The organism is Brachybacterium horti, from assembly GCF_054777615.1.
Window position 1 is genome coordinate 685,375 of the sequence record NZ_BAAHAM010000002.1, and the last position, 17,060, is coordinate 702,434.

A 17,060-nucleotide genomic window follows, 5' to 3' on the forward strand; every position below is an offset into this window, starting at 1 on the left:
GGATCGCTCAGCGTCATCGCCACGGCGGCAGTATTCGCCCCGCCCCGCGGGCACGACAGAGCCCGGTGGGCGTGGGGTCTGCCCCATCGACCACCGGGCCGGTCGTGCCTGTCGCTCAGGCGTGGTGCTTGAGGCTGCCCCGGAGGTCCGGGACGTCCGCGAGCAGGCGCTTGGTGTACTCCGCCTGCGGCGCGAAGATGACCTCCTCGGTGCTGCCGCGCTCGACGACGACGCCGTGCTCCATCACCGCGACGCGATCGGCGAGGTAGCAGGCCTGGCCGATGTCGTGGGTGATGAACAGGACCGTGAGGCCCAGCTCGTGGCGCAGGTCGTGGAGCACGTTGAGGACGTTCACGCGCAGCGACGCGTCGAGCATGCTCGTCGCCTCGTCCGCGAGGAGGACCGTCGGCCGCATCATGAGCGCGCGGGCGACCATGACGCGCTGCCGCTGCCCGCCGGACATCTGGTGCGGGAACTTGTGCAGCGCCTCCTTGGGCGTGAGGCCCACGTACCCCAGGCACTCCTCGATGAGGTGGTCGCCCTCCTCCTTCTCCACGCCCGCGAGCTTGAGGCTGCGGCGCAGCAGCGAGCCCACGGTGAAGAACTGGTTGAAGGAGGCGAAGGGATCCTGGAACACGGCCTGCACCTCGGACCAGTAGGACCGCAGCTCTTGGCCCTTGATCCTCGTGACGTCCTGGTCGCGGAAGGTGATCGTGCCGGAGGTCGCGGGCATGAGCCGCAGCAGCATCCGCGCGAGGGTCGACTTGCCGGAGCCGGACTCCCCCACAACCGCGAGCACGCTCGAGGCGGGGAAGTCGAGGCTCACGGAGTCCACCGCCGTGATGCTGCCGCCCGCGACGCTGAACGTCTTCGTCAGGTCGCGGCAGGACAGCAGCGGCGTCCCCGCCTCGGAGCGGGTGATCATCCCGCCGGCGTCGTCGCCCGGGGCCGCGGCGTGTCCGGTGGTGCTCTCGGTCATCGTGCCTCCTCCGTGCTCGGTGCCGGGGTGGGCGCCCCGCCCCGGGCGCGGTCGCGGCCGCGCTCCCGGGTCTCCGCGGTCGGGTCCAGCACCGAGGAGAGCAGCTTCTTGGTGTACGGGTGCTGCGGGTCCTCGACGAGCTGGCGCGTGGGTCCCATCTCGACGATGGAGCCGGCGTTCATGATCGCGAGCTTGTCCGAGACCTGCGAGAGGACGGGCAGGTCGTGCGTCACGAAGACGACGCCGGACATGATCCGCTGCTCCACCATCGCCAGCAGCATCTCCACGAGCATGCGCTGGCTGGAGACGTCGAGGGCGGAGGTGGGTTCGTCCGCGATCAGCAGCCGGGGGTCCAGCAGCGTCGAGATCACGGTGATGACGCGCTGCTTCATGCCGCCGGAGAGCTGGTGGGCGTACGAATCGAGCACGCGCACCGGCATCTCGAGCATCTTCAGCCGGTCCCGGGCCCGGTCCAGCGCCTCGTCCTTCGAGACTCCGGTGCGGTGGGCCCTCATGACGTCGTGGACGAGGCTGCGGATCCGCACCGTCGGGCTGATCGCGTTCATCGCGCCCTGCGGCAGCATCGAGACGGTGCTGCCGCGGTAGGGGCGGTGGCGCTTGACGTCCGCCGGGGAGAGCGTCGAGAGGTCGATGACCTCGTCGTCGATCTCGAGCGTGCCGGAGAGCACGTACAGCGGCGGGGTCGCGATCATCGCGAGGGTGTTGCCGAGCGTCGTCTTGCCGCAGCCGGACTCGCCGGCGAGACCCAGGATCTCCCCCTCGCCGAGCTCGAGGGAGACCCCGTCGACGGCGGTGAAGTCCTGCTCGCCGCCGCCGTACACGGAGCGGACGTCGGTGACCCGGGCGAGCAGGCCCGACCGGTCCTTGGTCCCTGCCGATGCGGGGGCGGGCGGGGTGGTGGCGTGGCTCATGCCGCTCCTCCTGCGCTGGTGGGGACGGGCCGGGGATCGGCGCCGGCGGCGGGGGCCTGCTCGCCGGCGGCGAGCGCGGCGGCCTCCTTCGCACGGCGGGCCGCGGCCTGTTTCATCTGCTTCTTCTTGCCGCGCCGCAGGCGGGGGTTGAAGACCTCGTCGAGGCTCGCCTGCAGCAGCAGGAAGCCGAAGGAGACGAGGGTGAGCACGATCGTGGGCGGCAGGAAGGCCCACCATGCGCCCGTGGCGACCGCCTGGAAGGCGAGCGCCCAGTGCAGCTGGGTGCCGAGCGAGTCCGTCCCCGAAGGGCCGAGGCCCAGCATCGACAGCGCCGACTCGGCGAGGATCGCGCCGGAGACCTGCAGCACGAAGGCCATCACCGCGTAGGACAGGATGTAGGGCAGCACGTCCACCAGCAGGATGCTGGGCAGCCGCGCGCCGGAGAGCCGGGCCACGTCGATGTGCTCGCGGGTGGCGACCGAGGAGGCCTGGGCGCGCACGGCGCGTGCCGTCCAGGGCCAGGCGGTGATCCCGATGACGACCGCGAGCGACCAGATGCTGCTCTGCGGCAGCGAGATCGAGATGAGGATCAGCACGATGATCGAGGGGATCGCGAGCACCACGTTGGTGATGCCCATGAGGACCTCCTCGAGCCAGCCGCCGACGAAGCCGGCGACCAGGCCGACGGCGACGCCGATCGCGGTCGCGATGGTCCCGGCGACGAGGCCGATGATCAGCGAGGTGCGGGTGCCCGCCATGAGCACGGCGAGCACGTCGTGCCCGAAGTTGTCCGTGCCGAGCGGGAGCCCGCCGCCGGGGGCGTCGTACAGCGAGCCGACCTTCTCCCCCGACCCCGTGGGGTAGAGGAAGCCGGCCAGGCCGAGCACGACGACGGCGACGACGATCACCAGCGAGACCCAGAACCGGGTGGAGAAGTTGAAGCTGCGGAACGGGTTGCTGCGAGGTGCCGACTTCTCGTCGGTCACCGGTGCGTTCGGAGTCGACATGTCACTTCTCCCCGGACTTGGCCGCGCGGATCCGCGGGTCGACGAAGCCGTAGACGATCTCCACGGCGAAGTTGGCCAGCAGCACCGCCACCGTGATGATCAGCGTGATGGCCTGGATCACCGGGTAGTCGTTCTGCGAGATCGCGTTGAACAGCAGCGTGCCCACCCCGGGGTAGTTGAAGACGAGCTCGGTGATGAGCGCGCCGCCCACGAGGGTGCCGATCGACAGCGCGAGCCCCGTGATCTGCGGGAGCATCGCGTTGCGGAAGATGTACTTCGTGATCGTGTTGTCGAGGATGCCCATGGCCCGGGCGTAGTTCACGTAGTCGCCGCCCAGCTCGTAGATCGCCATGGAGCGCATGCCCACGGCCTGACCGCCGATGAAGACGATCACGAGGGACAGGAACGGCAGCCAGTAGTAGCTCACGGCGTCCCAGAGGAACTCCGCGCTCAGCTCCGGGGTGAGGCCCAGCGAGTACGCCCCGCCCACCGGGAACACCCCGGCGACCACGGCGAGCACGTACAGCAGCAGGATCGAGAGGCAGTAGTACGGCATGGAGGACAGGAACAGCGAGCTGGTGAACACGCTCCGGTCCCAGTTCCCGCCGCGGAACGCCGCGATCGCGCCGACGAGGTTGCCCAGCACCCAGCCGATGAGGATCGCGGGCAGCTGGACCGCGACGGACCAGGGCAGGGCCTGGCCGACGAGGTCGTTGACGGAGGCGGGGTAGTTCGCGAAGGAGGTGCCGAGGTCGCCCGTGAACACCTTCCCGAGGTACGTGAAGAACTGCTCCCAGAGCGGCTTGTCGAGCCCGAACTCCGCCACGTAGGTCTCGTAGATCTGCTGCTGCTGCTCGCCGGTGATGGAGCCGCCGCGGGTCAGGTTCGAGACGATCACGTCCACGGGGTTGCCCGGGACGAGCCGGGGCAGCAGGAAGTTCAGACCCACTGCTGCCACCAGCGCGACCAGGTACCACCCCGTCTTCTGCAGGATGTAACGGCCGAGGTTCACGGGTGCCCTCAGCCGCCGATCTTCTTGAGCTTGAAGATCCAGCCGTTGCCGGCGCCGCGGAACATCGGCGGCGCGTAGTCGTTCTCCTCGGTCGGGAAGTTCGACCAGTTGATGGCGTTGAACTCGAAGAACTCGTCCGGCCGGTACATGAGCGGGAAGGCCGGGACCTCCTTGCGGTACAGGTCGTCGAGCGCGCCGATGGCCTCCTTCTTGGCGGCGTCGTCGGCCGCGGCGGCCGCGGCCTGCAGCAGGTCGTTGACCTCGCCGTTCTCCCAGCGACCGTAGTTGCGGTAGGCGGTCTGGCCGAGCTCGACCATGTCGACGTTGCTCATGACGTCGCTGAAGCGCTGCCACGGCGTGGAGGGGTTCGTGCCGGCCACGTACCAGCAGGCGAGATCGAAGTCGCCGTTCTGGATGGAGGTCGTCACCTGGGCCTGCTGCGGGAAGTTCGTCGCCGCGTCCACACCGATCGCCTGGAGGTTCTTCGCGACGATCTCGAGCGCCGCGTTCCAGTCGGTCCAGCCCTGCGGGGTGATGAGCTTCCAGGGGCCGAGCTTCACGCCGTCCTTGGCGTAGAAGCCGTCGGAGCCCTTCGCGTAGCCGGCGTCCTGGAGCAGCTGCTCGGCCTTCGCCGCGTCGAAGCTCCAGCCGTCCGCCTTCGCCTTCTCGACGTCGAGGAAGGCGTCCTCCGCGCCGCCGGGGATGACGAGCGAGGCCTGGACCTCCGCGGAGTAGCCGGACATGGCGGTCTCGGCGATCGAGCCGTAGTCCACGGCGTGCGCGAGGGCCTTGCGCACGGCGGGGTCGTCGAGCCCGGGCTTGGTGGTGTTGATGAGCAGCATCGGCATCGAGCCGGGCGTGAAGTACGGCTTGTCCTGGAGGTAGGTGCCCACGGGCTTGCCGCCCTCCCACATCTTCCACAGCTGCGGGACGAACTGCTGCATGACGTCGAGCTCGCCGTTCTGGAACTTGAGGTTGCCGTCCTCGTTGGACTTGAAGATCGGGTGGATGATCTTCGTCATCGGCGGGAGGCCGCCGTAGAAGTCCTTGCCCCAGTAGCTGTCGTTGCGGGCGAGGATGATCTGGGTCTGGTCGGCGAGCTCGAGGGTGAAGGGGCCGGTGCCGAGCAGCTCGGTGGTCTCCCAGGTGGCGAGTTTGTTGCCCGTCTCCTCGGCGGCCTTCTCGAAGACGGCCTTGGGGACGATGAACTGCTGGGCGAGCTGGGTGAGGACGCTGCCCACGTTCTTGCGGTCCTTGTTGATCGCGATGTTGATCGTGTTGCCGTCCGCCGTGATCTCGTCCGCCTCGATCCAGAAGGAGGCGATGCCGAGGCTCGGGTCGATCTTGCCGAGCTCGAAGGTGTAGAGGACGTCGTCCGCGGTGAACTCGATGCCGTCGCTCCAGGTGATGCCGTCCTGGAGGGTGAGGGAGACGGAGTCGGTGCCCTCGGCCTTGTACTCCTTGGCGAGGCCCGGGAGCAGCTCGCCGGTGACGATGTCGAAGCGCAGCAGGGTCTCGTAGACGTACTGGGCGACGTTGCCGGAGGCGGGCCAGGCGGGGGCGCCGGCGAAGGTGTTGAAGTTGGTGGGCGGGCTCCACTGGAAGCCGGCGATGTAGAGCTGGTCCGCCGCGTCGCCCTTGCGGCCGCTGCCGGCCTGGCCGTTGTTGCCGACGCCCTGGAGGTCGCCGCCGTCGTCGGAGCCGCCGCCGGCGCCGCCGCCGGTCGCGCCGCCGCAGGCCGCGAGGGCGGCCGCGCCGCCCACGGCGCCGGTGACCGCGAGGAATCCGCGCCGCGTGGAGGGCAGCTGCGGGAGGAGACGGGAAGGAGAAGGGGAACTGCCGAGCGTGCCGCGATGGGTCATGGTGGCCACTGCCTCTCTGGGTGGGCTCCGCCGTTGGAGCCGCGGATCGACCTTGATCCGTTGCAGAGAAAATAGGCCTTGGCGACGAATAAACGCCCGTGACACGGGTCACGAACCGGTCACGATCGCAACCGGTTTCGGTGACCGCTCGGTCACCCGCTCCCCCGCACCACCATCCCACCGGGGCCGATGTCCTCCGTGAGCGTTCCCTCCTCGATGTGGCGCACGAGCAGCCGCGCGAGCAGCCGGCCCGCCTCCCGCGTGTCGCGGTGCAGCGCCGTGATCGCCGGACTCGTCACCGTGCAGAGGATCGAGTCCTCGAGCGCCACGATCGCGAGATCCTCGGGCACCCGCACCCCGTCCTTCCCGAGCTCCACCAGCAGCTGCGCGGCGAGCAGGTCGTTGTCGACCACCACTCCGAGACAACCCGCCTCGCGGTGCAGGGCGAGCACCTCCCGCGTCCACCGGGACACGTCGTGCTGCTGGTAGTCCGAGTGCAGCACCGAGGCGCCCACCCCCGCCGCGCCGCAGCGCTCACGGAACCGTCGCTCCCGCGCCATGACGTGCTGGAACTGGGGCAGACCGCCGAGGTACAGCAGGTGCCGGCCGGCCCCGGCGGGCAGGTCGTCCACCGCCGTCATCAGCCGGTCCAGCACGAGGTCCATCCGCTCGTCCTCGTCCACGGCGAGGCGCGAGATCATCGGCGAGAGCGGGGAGCTCGCCATCGCCGCCGCGGCCAGACCGCTGCGTTCGATCACCGCGGCCCGGGGGTCCTCGGAGCGGGCGTCGAGCAGGACCACCCCGTCCACCCGCCGCTCCGCCGCCCAGCGCGCGAGCAGCTCCGACTCCGCCTCGACATCCGGCACGAGCTGGATCAGCAGGGCGCGGTCCGTGAGCGCGAGCTCCTCCTCGAGCCCCGCGACCATGGCCATGAAGAAGCTCTCCGTGCCCACCGTCTCCGAGCTGCGCGCGAGCGCGAGGCCGAACACCCCGGTCGACGCCCGCGACAGCGCCCGCGCCGCATAGGAGGGCGTCCATCCCAGCGCCGCGGCGGCCGCCGCCACCCGCTCGCGGGTCCCCGCCGAGACCCCGGTGACGCCGTTGAGCGCCTTCGAGGCGGTCCCCTTGGACACGCCGGCCTCGCGGGCGACGTCAGCGAGCGTGGGGCTGGGCACGGTGGCGCTCCTCTCCGAGGTGTGGTGGGTCTCCGTGGCGATGGTGGGCTCACGGTAGGCGACCGGGGCGCTCGGCGCGCGGTGTTCCCCTCCGCGCCCTGCGCCGTGCGCCTCGCGGCACGCCGGATCTGGCGATCATCGCACCAGGTGGGCGCCGGTCCTACCAGGGGACAGCGGTACCTGGATCATGGCCGCTCCCCTGCCGAGGATCCCCTACTGTGCACGGGTGCCCCTCCTCGACCAGCTCGCCGACCTCGGCACCCTGACCCTCGTCCTGCTGATCGCGGCGGCCTTCGTCGCGGGGTGGGTGGACGCGGTCGTGGGCGGAGGCGGCCTCGTCCAGCTGCCGGCGCTGCTGACCGGCCTCCCGGCGGACACCTCGACCGCGACCGTGCTCGGCACGAACAAAGTCGCGAGCGCGGCGGGCACGGCGACATCGACGCTCACCTACGTGCGCCGGGTGACGCCGGTGCTCGCGACCGTGCTGCCGCTGGTGGTGTGCGCGCTCGCCGGGAGCGCCGCGGGCGCCGGTCTCGCCTCGTTCATCCCCCGGGCCTGGATGACGCCGATCGTGCTCGTCGCGATCCTCGCGGTGGGCGCCTACACCCTCCTGCGCCCGACGATGGGGCTCGTGCACCGCCCGCGGCACGAGGGGCGCGGGCACGTGCTGCGCGCCGGGGCGATCGGCGGCGGCGTGGGTCTGTACGACGGGGTGCTGGGACCCGGCACCGGGTCGTTCTTCATCATCGCGATGGTCGCATGGCTCGGCTACGGGTTCCTCGAGGCGAGCGTGCACGCGAAGATCGCGAACCTCACCACGAACATCGGCGCCCTGCTCGTCTTCGGGCTGCAGGGTCAGGTGTGGTGGCTGCTGGGGGCCGTGCTCGCGGTCGCGAACCTCACGGGCGGCTACCTCGGCGCGCGGCTCGCGCTGCGCTTCGGATCGCGCTTCGTGCGGATCGTGTTCCTCGTCGTGACCGGCGCGCTCGCGATCCGGCTCGGAGCGGACACCGTGGCCCTGCTCACCTGAGCACCGAGGGCGTCACAGGGGGAATACGCCGCAGTGAGGGCTCGTTGCAGGAGACGTCTTCACCTGTCCTCGAGGAGGTCATCATGGATGCCACGACCCTGTTCAGCTACGAGAGCCATGTCGACTCCCGGTCCCTGCGCGGGCGCACGCTGCTCGTGACGCTCGGGGCGTTCTCCGACGCCGGCTCCGTGCAGGACCTCGTCGACGACCACCTCCTGAACTCGCTCTCGAGCCGGGTCGTGGGCCGCCTGGACATGGACCAGGTGCACGACTACGCGGGGCGCCGCCCCGAGGTGACCCTCGAGCTCGACCACTTCGCGGACTACGAGCGCCCGGAGATCCTGCTGCACGAGGTCATCGACCCCGATGGCGAGCCCTTCTTCCTGCTCACCGGGCCCGAGCCGTCCTTCCAGTGGGAGCGCGTCGCGAGCGCGCTCCGGATCGTGGTCGATCAGCTCGGCATCGAGCGCACGCTCCTGCTGCAGGGCTTCCCCGCGCCGGTCCCCCACACCCGCGAGCTCCCGGTGACCCGTTTCGCCGGCAAGCCGGACTCGATCTCCGTGCGGCGCACGATGCCGGGCACCTTCCGCCTGCGCGCGCCGTTCACGGCACTGCTGACGCTGCGCCTCGCGGAGTCCGGTCACGACGTGGTGGGCCTCGTCGCGCACGTGCCGCAGTACCTCCACGACGCCACCTACCCCGATGCCGCGATCGCGCTGCTGCGCGCGGTGCGCGAGGAGCAGGGTCCGGAGCTGCCGGTCGGCGCGCTCGAGTCCCAGGCGATCCCCGTTCGCGAGGCGATCGCCTCCCAGGTCGCGGAGCAGGAGCAGCTCCAGGAGATGGTGCACGGCCTCGAGCAGCGCTACGACCGCATGATCACCGCCGGTGTCACCGCGGAGGTCCCCTCGGCGGAGGACATCGCCGCGGAGGTCGAGCAGTACCTCGCGGGGCTCGACGACGGGACCGCGACCGACGGGGCCGCCGATCCGCAGGAGCCCACCGATCCGTCGTCGACCGACGGCTCCGAGGAGCACCCGGCTCCCGAGGACGGCGAGGGGCACTCCCCCGCCTGATCCCGGCGGCGGGCCCCGTCAGCGCAGGACGACCGGCTCGTCCCAGCGCTCGACGGGGAGCTCCGGGTCCACGACCGCGGAGACCTGCATCGCGGTGAGCTGCACGTCCCCGGTGAGCGTCGTCATGAAGGCGGTCTCCGCGGCATCCTGGCCGCTCGCGATCGCCACCATCGAGGCGCGCGGGGCCAGGTGCGTCGCGTCGAGCACGCGCCACGAGTCCTCGACGAGCGCCTCGACCACGAGGTGGAAGTCCATCGGCGAGAGCCCCGGGGCGTAGACGGAGGTGCAGCGCGCCGGGATCCCGCTCGCCCGCAGCAGCGTCGCGGTGAGATGGGCGTAGTCGCGGCACACCCCCTGGCGGGACACGTAGGTGCTGCGCGCGGAGTCGGAGATCGTGCTGGAGCCGGGCACGTAGTCGAGGTGGCCGTGGACCCAGTCCACGACGGCGCGGGCGGCGTCGAGGCCGGTCCGCTCCCCCACCACCTCCGGGGCGATGCGACCGAACTCGTCCACCTCGCAGTAGCGCGACGGCCGCAGGTGCACCACCGCGTCGACGGGCTCGGGCTCCTGCACCGGAGCCGGCTCCACCCCCGTCGCCGTGTAGGTGATCTCGAGCGTCCCCGCGGGCAGCGGGCCCAGCACGTGCAGCCGGTTCCCGGCCGGGTCGCGGCTCTCGACGACGCTCGCCGGCTCGCCGCCCGCGGTCACCGTGAGCTCCTCCTCGGCGATCGGCGCCCGGGAGACGGCGACCAGCAGCGCCACCTCGGTCCCCTCGACGACCTCGGCCCTCATCCATGCCCGCACGTTCCGCTTCACCGTCCCAGTGTGCGGCACGGCCGCCGCGCGGGAGACCGCGCCGGGGTCCGGGCCGTCCTTGGTCCGGAGTGATCCGCGGCATAGTGTGGAGCCTCTGCCGCGATGTCCCGTCGCGCCGCCCCCTCCCACCGTCGCAAGGAGCAGCTCCATGCCCCTCCCCGCCGATCGTCCCCTCGGCGTCGCCCTCGTCGGCTACGCCTTCATGGGCCGAGCCCACTCCCAGGCCTGGCGCACCGTCGGCGCCGCCTTCGACGGCCCGCCCGTGGCGCGCAAGGTCCTCGTGGGGCGGGACGAGGAGGCCGTCGGCGAGGCGGCCGCGCGGCTCGGCTGGGAGGAGCACGCGACGGACTGGCGCGCCGTGCTCGAGCGGGAGGACGTGGACGTCGTCGACATCTGCACCCCCGGCCACCTGCACGCCGAGATCGCGATCGCCGCGCTCGAGGCGGGAAAGCACGTGCTGTGCGAGAAGCCGCTCGCCAACGACACCGCCTCGGCCGAGCGCATGGTCGCCGCCGCGGAGGCCGCCCGGGCCCGCGGCCAGGTCGCGGCACTCGGCCACACCTACCGGCGCGTCCCGGCCCTCGCCCACGCCCGCGATCTCGTGGCGCAGGGGCGCCTCGGCGAGATCCGCCAGGTGCGCGCCTTCTACCTCCAGGACTGGCTCGTCGACGAGCAGGCGCCGATGAGCTGGCGCCTGCGCGCGGAGACCGCGGGCTCGGGCGCCCTGGGCGACATCGGATCCCACGCGATCGACCAGGTCCAGTTCCTCACCGGGCAGCGCGTGAGCGCCGTGCGCGGCCGCCTCGCGACGATGGTCCCCGAGCGGCCCGGCGCGGACGGGCCGGAGCAGGTCACGGTCGACGACGCGGCCTGGGCGACCCTCGAGCTCGACGGCGGGGCGATCGCCTCCGTCGAGGCGAGCCGCATGGCCACGGGCCGCAAGAACGCGCTCACCCTCGAGCTGTACGGGACCCGCGGGGCGCTGCGCTTCGACCTCGAGTCCCTCGACGAGCTGTGGTTCCTGGACACCACGGTGCCCGTGACCGAGCAGGGGTTCTCCCGGATCCTCGTGACCGAGCCCGAGCACCCCTATCTCGAGGGCTGGTGGCCGCAGGGCCACATCCTGGGCTGGGAGAACGCCTTCACGAACCAAGCCCACGACCTGCTCGCCGCGATCGCCGGCGGCGAGGCCTACGCCCCCGACTTCGCCGACGGCCTCGCCCTCCAGCGCGTGCTCGACGCGGTCATCGCCTCCGACGCCGACGGCGGCCGCACCGTCACCCTCTGACCCGGGAGCCCGGCTCCCCCGGGGCGGGCCCCTCGCTCGTCCTCCCCCTGTCCTGCCATCGACCACCCTGCGAAGGAGCACTGCAGCATGGCGCACCCCCACACCCTCTTCACCGGCCAGTGGGCCGATCTCACCCTCGACGAGGTCGCGGAGCTCGCGGCCGGCTGGGGCTACGACGGCCTCGAGATCGCCGTCTCCGGCGAGCACCTGGACGCGAGCCGCTGGGACGACGAGGAGTACGTCGCCGAGCGGCTCGGGATCCTCGAGAAGCACGGGCTGAAGGTCTGGACGATCTCCAACCACCTCAAGGGCCAGGCGATCTGCGACGACCCGATCGACTTCCGCCACGAGGCGATCGTCGGTCCCGCCGTCTGGGGCGACGGCGACCCCGAGGGCGTCCGGCAGCGGGCCGCGGAGGACATGAAGAACACCGCCCGGCTCGCGCAGAAGCTCGGGGTCGACACGGTCGTCGGGTTCACGGGCTCGAGCATCTGGAAGTACGTGGCGATGTTCCCGCCGGTCCCGCAGGACGTCATCGACCAGGGCTACCAGGACTTCGCGGACCGCTGGAACCCGATCCTCGACGTCTTCGAGGAGTGCGGGGTGCGCTTCGCCCACGAGGTCCACCCCTCGGAGATCGCCTACGACTACTGGACCACGCAGCGCACCCTCGAGGCGATCGGGCACCGGGAGTCCTTCGGGCTGAACTGGGATCCCTCGCACTTCCTGTGGCAGGAGATCGACCCGGTCTCCTTCATCACCGACTTCGCGGACCGCATCTACCACGTGGACTGCAAGGACATCCGGGTGCGGATCACGGGGCGGAACACGCGCCTGAGCTCGCACCTGCCCTGGGGAGATCCGCGGCGCGGCTGGGACTTCGTCTCCTTCGGCCGCGGGGACGTGCCGTGGGACGCGGCCTTCCGCGCCCTGCGCTCGATCGGCTACGAGGGGCCGATCTCCATCGAGTGGGAGGACGCGGGCATGGACCGCCTGCACGGCGCCGCAGAGGCCATCGAGGTGCTGCGCCGCTTCGACTACCCGGCCTCGGAGACGTCCTTCGACGCGGCCTTCAGCTCGCCGGCCTGACGGCCCGCCGGGGCGGCCTGCCACGGCCGGCCGCCTCGGCGCCGAGCGCGCCCGCGCACCCTGTGCGCTCCCCGTGACCGTCCCGGCGACCCGCTCCTAGGATGCAGGCATGACGCCCTCCAGCGACCCCCGCCCCGCCGACGGCGCCGCCGGCCCGGATCCCCGGTCCGAGCGCGCCCAGATCGCCGACGCCCTCGCGCAGCTGGGCCCGGCCGCGCCCACGATCCTGCCGGGATGGGGCGCGCGCGATCTGCTCGACCACCTGCTGCTGCGCGAGCGCTTCTGGACGCTGCAGCTCGGCGGCGCGCTCCCGGGCCCCGCAGGGACGGCGCTCACGCAGCGCAAGGAGGCGGCGCTCGGCCTCCCCTGGGAGCAGAAGGTCGCGCTCCTGCGCGAGGGCCCCGGGCGTCTCTCCCCCGCCGGGCGCGCCGATGCGCTCACCGGCGACCTCGAGCTGCTCATCCACCACGAGGACCTGCGCCGCGCGCAGGACGGCTGGCGCCCGCGCCGGATCACCCCGGAGGTCGAGCGTGCGGCCTGGCGCGGCATCGGCGTCTTCGCGCGGCTCTCCCTGCGGGTCGACGCCCGGGTCACGCTGGTCTCGCCGCGCGGCGGGAAGCAGGTGGGGCCGCGCCGTGCGGAGGGCAGCCTGCGCGTGCACGGCGAGGTGCTCGAGCTGCTCCTGTGGGTGACGGGACGCGACGAGGTCGCCCGCGTCCAGATCCAGGGGGACTTGGCCGGGCTCGCGGCGCTCCGCGAGGGTCGCCGCGGCATCTGACCCGCGCGCCCCTCAGCGTGGCGTGAGCAGGAACAGCCGCGGGTGGTGCCCCTTCTGGAAGAAGCGGTGCTCGTCCCGCAGCGCCCAGGCGGTGCCGGGCCGCTCGAGGACGGCGTGCATACGCCGGATCTCGTGGGTGAGCACGCCGAGCCGTGCCCCGGGCGCCGCGAGTGCCGCCGCGCGATCCAGGAGGTCGGCGAGCAGCTGCTCGTTGCTCGCGTGGTCCCCGTGCAGTGTGCCCCACGGCGGGTTGGTGAGGATCCGGGTGAATCCGCCCTCGATCGGGACCTCCCGGACGTCCCCCGTGATCCAGTCGATCCGCCCGCGGCGCCGCGCCGCGCGCTGGTGGGCGGTGGCCGCGGCGATCGCGTCGGGGTCGAGGTCGACGCCCACGGCCCGCGCGGGGGCGGCCACGTGCAGCTGCTCGACGAGGAAGGTGCCGGAGCCGCAGGTCATGTCCAGCAGGGAGTCCTCGGCCTGCACGTCGAGGAGGTCGAGCACGGTCGCCGCGATCGTCGCGTTGACGGCGCCCGGGTAGTTCACGGTGCGCCAGGTGCGCGTCGCGAGCGGCCGCGGGGTGGTGCGCAGGAGCACCTGCCAGCCGGCCTCGCCGCTCGGGGTGCGCCGCACCCGGGCCACGAGGTCGCCGTCCTGGTCGTCGACCGGCAGGCCGGCCGCGTCGGCGAGGGCCTCCGCGAGACGGCGCATGTCCGTCGAGTCCGCGCCGGCGGCCTCGAGCCGGAGCCCGTGGAACACCTGCCGGGGGCGCTGGCGGGCCATGTCCTCGAGGAGGGCCGCGATCCGCTGCTGGAGCGAGGTCTCGAGCAGCTCCCGGGGACGGCGCGCCGCGGCGGTGAGCGTCGTCGAGGCCGCGACCACGCGGCGGAGGGCGCGCACGCCGTCGAGGTCGGCGGTGCGCAGGCTCAGCTCGGTGGGGGTGCGCACCGCCGCCGGGCCCAGCCGCCGCGCCTCGGCGAGGGCGGAGGGCGCGCAGCCCTCGAGCACCTCGAGCACCAGCTCGTGCGTGATCTGCGACATCCTGCTCCGTCCTGCGCGGTCCGACGACCGCCCGGTCTGCGGTCTGTGGTGCGGCCCTCGGGAAGGCTACCGGGCTCCTGCCCCGCGGATCGGTAGACTGCCCGGGTGTTCATCGTGAGTGTGTGTTCGCTGAAGGGCGGCGTCGGCAAGACGTCCGTGACCCTCGGGCTGGCCTCGGCCGCTCTCCACCAGGGGATCAACACCCTGGTGATCGACCTGGACCCGCAGGGCGACTCGACCCTCGGGCTGCTGGGCGAGCCCGCGACGGGTCTCGACATCGCGGAGGTCCTCTCCTCCCCGCGCACGGAGACGGTGGACCGCTCCATCGTGCCGGTGCCGTGGTCGGAGGGCGAGTCCTCCCATCTCGACCTGATCCCGGGCACGGGTCGCTCCGCGCTCCTGGACTCCCCGGCCCCTGCCGCGAAGGACGTGCGCCGGCTGCGGGAGGCGCTGGACAAGCGCACCCACCAGTACGACCTCGTGCTCGTGGACTGCCCGCCGTCGCTCAACGGGCTCACGCAGACGGCCCTCGCCGCCTCGGACCGCGCCCTCGTGGTCTCCGAGCCGGGCTTCTTCGCCGTCACCGCCGCCGATCGCGCGCTCAAGCTCGCCTCGGAGATGCGGGAGGACGGCATCGCACCCCGGCTCATGCCGCTGGGCCTCGCCGTGAACCGCTACCGGCCCCGCTCGGTCGAGCACCAGTACCGTCTCGCGGAGCTGCGCGACCTCTTCGGCGACCTCGTGCTCGAGCCGGTCATCGAGGAGCGCGTGGGCCTGCAGCAGGCGCAGGGCGGTGCCGTGCCGCTGCACCGCTACGAGGGCGCCTCCGGCAAGCGCCTCACCGAGGACTTCGACGCGCTGCTGCGCCGCGTGCTCGACTCCCGACAGCACTCCTGAGCCCGCCGCCCCGCGCCCCTGCGGCGCCGGGCATGCGGCTACCGCGCACGAACGGCGGGCCCCTCCCCCGGGGGCCCGCCGTTCGTGCGCGGTCTGCGGATGCCGGCCGAGGCCGGCGGTGCGCCCGGTCTCAGCCGGCGGCGCGGTTGCGGCGACGGGCGGCGAGCTCGTCGTGCAGGGCCAGCTCGGCATCGTCGGCCGGGTTGACCCCGGGCAGCACCGAGAGCTCGCTCTCGACCTCGCGCCAGACGCGGCCCACGGCGATGCCGAAGACGCCCTGGCCGCCCTGGACGAGGTCGAAGACGTCCTGGGCGGAGGTGCACTCGTAGACGGAGGCGCCGTCGCTCATGAGGGTGATCTCGGCGAGGTCGTCGATCCCGCGCTCGCGCAGGGCGCCGACGGCGACCCGGATCTGCTGCAGGGAGACGCCCGTGTCGAGGAGGCGCTTGACGACCTTCAGCACGAGGATGTCGCGGAAGCCGTAGAGGCGCTGGCTGCCCGAGCCGGACGCGGCGCGCACACCAGGCTCGACGAGGCCCGTGCGGGCCCAGTAGTCCAGCTGGCGGTAGGTGATGCCGGCGGCCTTGCACGCGGCAGGACCGCGGTACCCGAGCTCTCCGGGAGTGTCGACGACCTCGTCGAAGAGCACTCCCTGCTGGGGTTCCGCGGGCACAGTGGACTGCGCCTGTCGATCATCGCCGCGAGTGGCGTTCACAGCTGCCTCCGGGTTCCGGCTCCCGACGGGGAAGATGGGAGCACCGGCTCAGCGTAGCGCGAAGGGGCGGCGCGCCGGAAGCAACGCGCCGCGATCGGGTCACGGACCGGTCACGGTCCCGCCCCGCCGACGCCCCGACGACGGGGCGTCGAACCGAGGATCCGCCGGTCAGCTGCCCCGCAGCCGCGACCGGAGGAGGGAGCTGTGCAGGGTGATCATGGACTCCCCGAGATCCCTCGCGTAGTCCTCCGCCTCGCCGCGGGAGGCGGGATCCGTGGGCCGGGAGCGCGGTGAGGCGATCGAGCGGATCATGTGCGCCTCGCGCTCGGCGGAGGTGCGCAGCATGACGAGGTGCCGGGGGTGCAGACCCTCCGCCGCGAGATCGCGGGCGGCGGTCGTGATCTCGAGCTCCGTCGCGCCGTAGAAGAGCTGACCCTCGGGGAGCATCCCGTACTGCTCGAGCTCGACGAGGAAGGCGTCGTCCACGGCGGCGCGGGAGCAGAGGCCGCTGCGGTCCAGCCGCACGGCGTGCATCGTCGCCGAGGGCCCGGGCCGGGAGGCGATCGAGGTGATCTCCCCCTCGCCCTCGACCCCGTGCTCGAGGAGGTGCTCCTTGATGACCTTGAGCGGCCAGAAGCGGTCCCGCTGCGCCCGCAGCACGAAGCGCAGCCGGTCCACGTCGGAGCGGGAGTACTTGCGGTACCCGGCCGCGGTGCGCTCGGGGGCGATGAGCCCCTCCGCCTCGAGGTAGTGGAGCTTGGAGTGCGCGAGATCGGGGAACTCGTCCCGGAGCAGCTCGAGCACCTGCCCGATGCTCATCCGCGCGGACGGCGAGCTCCCCGGCCTGCGCGATGCGGAGGCCGGCATGCCTCAGTCCGTCCCGACGAAGGGATGGAAGGTGAGGCGGTACTTGCCGATCTGGACGTCCTGCCCGGCCTGGAGGACGGCCTCGTCGACCCGCTCCTTGCCGAGGTAGGTGCCGTTGAGCGACCCGAGGTCACGCACGAGGAAGGAGTCCCCGTCCCGCACGAAGGCGGCGTGGCGGCGGGAGACGGTGACGTCGTCGAGGAAGATCTCGCAGCCGGGGTGGCGACCGGCGACCGTGGTGTCGGCGTCCAGCAGGAAGCGGGCGCCGAGGTTCGGGCCCTTGCGCACGACCAGCAGCGCGCTGCCGCGCGGCAGGTTCTCGATCGCCCGGCGGTCCTGGGCGGTGAGACCGGGCTCGGCCTCCTCGACCGGGTCGCTGGGCGAGATCGCGCTCAGCTTCGACGTGTGATCGAGATTGTCGTCGTTCCACTGGTGGTTCGTCGTGGACACCGTGCACCCCTTCCCGGACCTGCGGCGCGTCCTGTCTTCTGGTCCGACAGGA

At 72.3% G+C, this 17,060-nt stretch carries 17 protein-coding genes; 6 read left to right on the forward strand and 11 right to left on the reverse strand.

All coding sequences use genetic code 11. The annotated features are described in order from the left end of the window. Window positions 1-115: 115 nt before the first annotated feature. From ACYVAP_RS08360 to ACYVAP_RS08385, 6 genes are all read right to left on the reverse strand, one after another. Window positions 116-979 (reverse strand): ABC transporter ATP-binding protein, encoded by an 864-nt coding sequence (locus ACYVAP_RS08360; protein ID WP_498860303.1) that lies wholly within the window; start codon window positions 977-979, stop codon window positions 116-118. Further along, the gene (locus ACYVAP_RS08365) at window positions 976-1,911 is read right to left on the reverse strand and encodes an ABC transporter ATP-binding protein (RefSeq protein WP_498860304.1); all 936 of its coding nucleotides are present in this window, start codon (window positions 1,909-1,911) and stop codon (window positions 976-978) included. The genes ACYVAP_RS08360 and ACYVAP_RS08365 overlap by 4 nt, the downstream gene beginning before the upstream one ends. After that, entirely contained in the window at window positions 1,908-2,918 is a 1,011-nt protein-coding gene (locus ACYVAP_RS08370; RefSeq protein ID WP_462590843.1) for an ABC transporter permease, read from the reverse strand. Before ACYVAP_RS08370 ends, ACYVAP_RS08365 begins: the two co-directional genes overlap by 4 nt. A 1-nt stretch (window position 2,919) precedes the next feature. Next, window positions 2,920-3,930, reverse strand: a complete 1,011-nt coding sequence (locus ACYVAP_RS08375; protein ID WP_498860305.1) for an ABC transporter permease — start codon at window positions 3,928-3,930, stop codon at window positions 2,920-2,922. Window positions 3,931-3,938: 8 nt separating this feature from the next. Beyond that, a complete protein-coding gene (locus tag ACYVAP_RS08380) occupies window positions 3,939-5,792 on the reverse strand; it encodes an ABC transporter substrate-binding protein (RefSeq protein ID WP_498860306.1) in 1,854 nt (617 codons plus the stop codon). Window positions 5,793-5,944: 152 nt separating this feature from the next. Beyond that, on the reverse strand, window positions 5,945-6,967 hold the full coding sequence (locus ACYVAP_RS08385; protein WP_498860307.1) for a LacI family DNA-binding transcriptional regulator: 1,023 nt from the start codon (window positions 6,965-6,967) through the stop codon (window positions 5,945-5,947). Window positions 6,968-7,193: 226 nt separating this feature from the next. Here ACYVAP_RS08385 and ACYVAP_RS08390 point away from each other — a divergent pair, with 226 nt between their 5' ends. Together ACYVAP_RS08390 and ACYVAP_RS08395 are read left to right on the forward strand one after the other, a co-directional pair. Then, window positions 7,194-7,997, forward strand: coding sequence for a TSUP family transporter (locus tag ACYVAP_RS08390; RefSeq protein ID WP_498860308.1), 804 nt, complete (start codon window positions 7,194-7,196; stop codon window positions 7,995-7,997). A gap of 83 nt (window positions 7,998-8,080) precedes the next feature. Further along, window positions 8,081-9,070: a PAC2 family protein gene (locus ACYVAP_RS08395; RefSeq protein ID WP_498860309.1), complete on the forward strand. Its 990-nt coding sequence runs from the start codon at window positions 8,081-8,083 to the stop codon at window positions 9,068-9,070. A gap of 18 nt (window positions 9,071-9,088) precedes the next feature. Here ACYVAP_RS08395 and ACYVAP_RS08400 read toward each other — a convergent pair whose 3' ends face one another. Continuing rightward, window positions 9,089-9,886 carry a transglutaminase-like domain-containing protein gene (locus tag ACYVAP_RS08400; RefSeq protein WP_498860310.1) on the reverse strand — a complete coding sequence of 266 codons (798 nt, stop codon included), beginning with the start codon at window positions 9,884-9,886 and terminating at the stop codon, window positions 9,089-9,091. Between the two features lie 148 nt (window positions 9,887-10,034). Between ACYVAP_RS08400 and ACYVAP_RS08405 the strand changes: the two genes are divergently transcribed. The 3 genes from ACYVAP_RS08405 to ACYVAP_RS08415 all read left to right on the forward strand — a co-directional run bounded on the left by ACYVAP_RS08405 (window position 10,035) and on the right by ACYVAP_RS08415 (window position 13,041). Beyond that, a complete protein-coding gene (locus tag ACYVAP_RS08405; RefSeq protein WP_498860311.1) occupies window positions 10,035-11,174 on the forward strand; it encodes a Gfo/Idh/MocA family protein in 1,140 nt (379 codons plus the stop codon). 87 nt (window positions 11,175-11,261) lie between these two features. Beyond that, window positions 11,262-12,263: a sugar phosphate isomerase/epimerase family protein gene (locus ACYVAP_RS08410; protein ID WP_462590835.1), complete on the forward strand. Its 1,002-nt coding sequence runs from the start codon at window positions 11,262-11,264 to the stop codon at window positions 12,261-12,263. Window positions 12,264-12,372: 109 nt separating this feature from the next. Then, window positions 12,373-13,041, forward strand: coding sequence for a TIGR03085 family metal-binding protein (locus ACYVAP_RS08415; protein WP_498860312.1), 669 nt, complete (start codon window positions 12,373-12,375; stop codon window positions 13,039-13,041). Between the two features lie 12 nt (window positions 13,042-13,053). Here ACYVAP_RS08415 and ACYVAP_RS08420 read toward each other — a convergent pair whose 3' ends face one another. Continuing rightward, the gene (locus ACYVAP_RS08420) at window positions 13,054-14,079 is read right to left on the reverse strand and encodes a class I SAM-dependent methyltransferase (protein ID WP_498860313.1); all 1,026 of its coding nucleotides are present in this window, start codon (window positions 14,077-14,079) and stop codon (window positions 13,054-13,056) included. 105 nt (window positions 14,080-14,184) lie between these two features. Between ACYVAP_RS08420 and ACYVAP_RS08425 the strand changes: the two genes are divergently transcribed. Continuing rightward, window positions 14,185-14,976, forward strand: coding sequence for a ParA family protein (locus ACYVAP_RS08425; protein ID WP_137770826.1), 792 nt, complete (start codon window positions 14,185-14,187; stop codon window positions 14,974-14,976). Window positions 14,977-15,106: 130 nt separating this feature from the next. Here ACYVAP_RS08425 and ACYVAP_RS08430 read toward each other — a convergent pair whose 3' ends face one another. The 3 genes from ACYVAP_RS08430 to ACYVAP_RS08440 form a co-directional block, all read right to left on the reverse strand. Beyond that, window positions 15,107-15,691 (reverse strand): MerR family transcriptional regulator, encoded by a 585-nt coding sequence (locus ACYVAP_RS08430; RefSeq protein ID WP_319641461.1) that lies wholly within the window; start codon window positions 15,689-15,691, stop codon window positions 15,107-15,109. 168 nt (window positions 15,692-15,859) lie between these two features. Further along, the gene (ftsR, locus tag ACYVAP_RS08435) at window positions 15,860-16,558 is read right to left on the reverse strand and encodes a transcriptional regulator FtsR (RefSeq protein WP_498860314.1); all 699 of its coding nucleotides are present in this window, start codon (window positions 16,556-16,558) and stop codon (window positions 15,860-15,862) included. 3 nt (window positions 16,559-16,561) lie between these two features. Then, entirely contained in the window at window positions 16,562-17,008 is a 447-nt protein-coding gene (locus ACYVAP_RS08440) for an FHA domain-containing protein (RefSeq protein WP_205750644.1), read from the reverse strand. Between the last annotated feature and the right edge of the window lie 52 nt (window positions 17,009-17,060).